We start from the raw sequence: 1,903 nt of genomic DNA, 5'->3' as shown, positions 1-1,903 counted from the left end.
GTACCCGGTGCGGGCCGGTCCCGGTCGGGCCGCGGCGCGGTGCCGGGCGCGCTGCACGCCGTCGGGACCGGCACCGGAGTGCACCATCCGGTGCCGGTCCACCTGCAACCCGCGTTCCGTCACCTCGGCCATCGCGAGGGGGAGTTCCCGGTCGCCGAGCGGGCCGCCCGCGAACTGCTCGGCCTGCCGCTGCACCGGAACCTCACCGAGGCCCGGCAGCTGCGGGTGGCCGAGGCGCCGGGCGGGCGGTTGTGACCCCGGGGGTGCTCCCGGGCGGGGCCGGGCCGCGGACCGGTACCGGGAGCTGCCCTCGGTCCCCCGTCGTCCGCCTGGCGGACGGGGGGTTGAAGGCAGGCCCTAGGCTGGTGCCCAGCAAGCACCGTATTTGCAGCAGCCAGTGGGGGCTCCCAGATGACGACAGGTCGGCCCGGCGTCGCCGCCGCACCGAACGCGGCGTACGCAGGTCAGGTGGTGCAGTTCCCGGACCCGGTCCGCGCGGAGCGGCACCCCGCCGGGGTCAGGGTGGACGAGTACGGCTTCCCGGACTTCGGCCCGTACGCCGCCGCCGTGGCCGAGGTGGCCGATCCGCCGGAGGGCTTCGGCGTGGACGAGCTGCGGCTGACCGACTACGTCTCGGCCAACGCCGCGCTCTACACCCAGGGCCACCCGCTCTGGGCCGACCTCTCGACCGCCGTCGCCACCCCGCCCGGCTGGACCTGGCACCACGCGGTCGGCCGGGCCGCCCCCGGCTGGCGGCGGATGGAGCTCGTCCCCGTCGAGGTCAAGGCGCTGCTGCGGCACCACGGCGGCCTGGCCGTCTCCGCCGCCGACCACACCCGTCGCGGTACCCGCCCCCTGCAGGAGCGCCGGCCGGTGCACTTCTCGCTGGCCAGGGACGGCGGCGACCCGATCGGCGTCCCCGAGGACCTGGTCCAGCGTGCCGAGGAGCGCCTCGGCTACCGGCTGCCCGACGCCTACCGCACCTTCCTCAAGCTGGGCGGCGGCCGCGCCCCGGTCGGCGTGGCGCTGGACACCGAGCTCGGACTGCTGCTCGACCAGCCGTTCCTGACGCTCAGCGAGGAGTACGGCACCGAGGACGTCGTGTACGCCAACAAGTGCCTGCGCGACCACCTCACCAAGGACTACCTGGGCATCGCCTACGCGCAGGGCGGCCTGGTCGCGCTCAAGGTGCGCGGCGAGCGGGCCGGTTCGGTCTGGTTCCACCTCTACGACGACGCCCGCGACACCGGCGCCCCGGAGGCTCCGGAGGACCGCTGCGCCCGGCTGCTGCTGCCCTGCGGCGAGGACTTCGACGCCTTCCTGCTGCGGCTGGCGGGCAGCCCGCCGGAGCTGGAGACGGTCGCGGAGCTGATGGTGGACGGCGGGTTCGCCCGGGCCGTCCCGGTGGGCTGAAGCACGTGGTCGCGATGGTGTCGGTGGAACGGGGGACGAAGAGGATGCGGACAGGGGTGAACCGGGCGTGGTGACGTACGCGCAGGCGCAGGAGCTCGCCGAGGAGTGGATCAACGGCGGGGTGCCGCGCTCGCAGCAGCGCGAGGTGCGGGTCCGGGAGTTCGACCTGGGCTTCGTCTGCTGGGCGGTGGCGCCCGCGGGCGCGGCCGACGGCACGGGCGGTGCGGGCGGCGGCTCGGGGGAGGCGCGGCTGGTGATCGCCCGGGACTCGGGCGCCAGCACGCTGTGGCCCGCGCTGCCCGTCAACGAGGTGGTCCGACAGTACGAGGAGGTCTACGGGCGGCCGGTGGCGGCCAACCCGGCCGGGGCGGCGAAGCCCTCGCCCGGGCCCGTGGAGGCGACCTCCTTCCTGCTCAGCCCGCCGCAGTGGCTCCAGGAGGCGGGGGCCGCGGCGATCGCGGCGGAGGCGGAGCGGCTCGGGACGGCACCG

General features: G+C 76.1%; 2 protein-coding genes and 1 pseudogene. All 3 read left to right on the top strand.

The window, feature by feature from the left end:
• On the top strand, positions 1-255 hold a 255-nt coding region (locus KS423_RS44550), incomplete at its 5' end, for a DegT/DnrJ/EryC1/StrS family aminotransferase (RefSeq protein WP_224285380.1).
• Between the two features lie 156 nt (positions 256-411).
• Positions 412-1,413 carry an SMI1/KNR4 family protein gene (locus tag KS423_RS44545; protein WP_224285379.1) on the top strand — a complete coding sequence of 334 codons (1,002 nt, stop codon included), beginning with the start codon at positions 412-414 and terminating at the stop codon, positions 1,411-1,413.
• Between the two features lie 67 nt (positions 1,414-1,480).
• A pseudogene (locus tag KS423_RS44540) lies at positions 1,481-1,903 on the top strand (hypothetical protein); the annotation flags it as partial.

The sequence above is a fragment of the Streptomyces sp. LS1784 genome (assembly GCF_020103755.1).
Taxonomy (GTDB): domain Bacteria; phylum Actinomycetota; class Actinomycetes; order Streptomycetales; family Streptomycetaceae; genus Kitasatospora.
This window is presented reverse-complemented; position numbering and strand designations above follow the sequence as displayed.

What these genes read in the sequence shown, in the direction of transcription:
- KS423_RS44545 (WP_224285379.1), top strand. Translation starts at nt 412, where the DNA reads ATGACGACAGGTCGGCCCGGCGTCGCCGCCGCACCGAACGCGGCGTAC.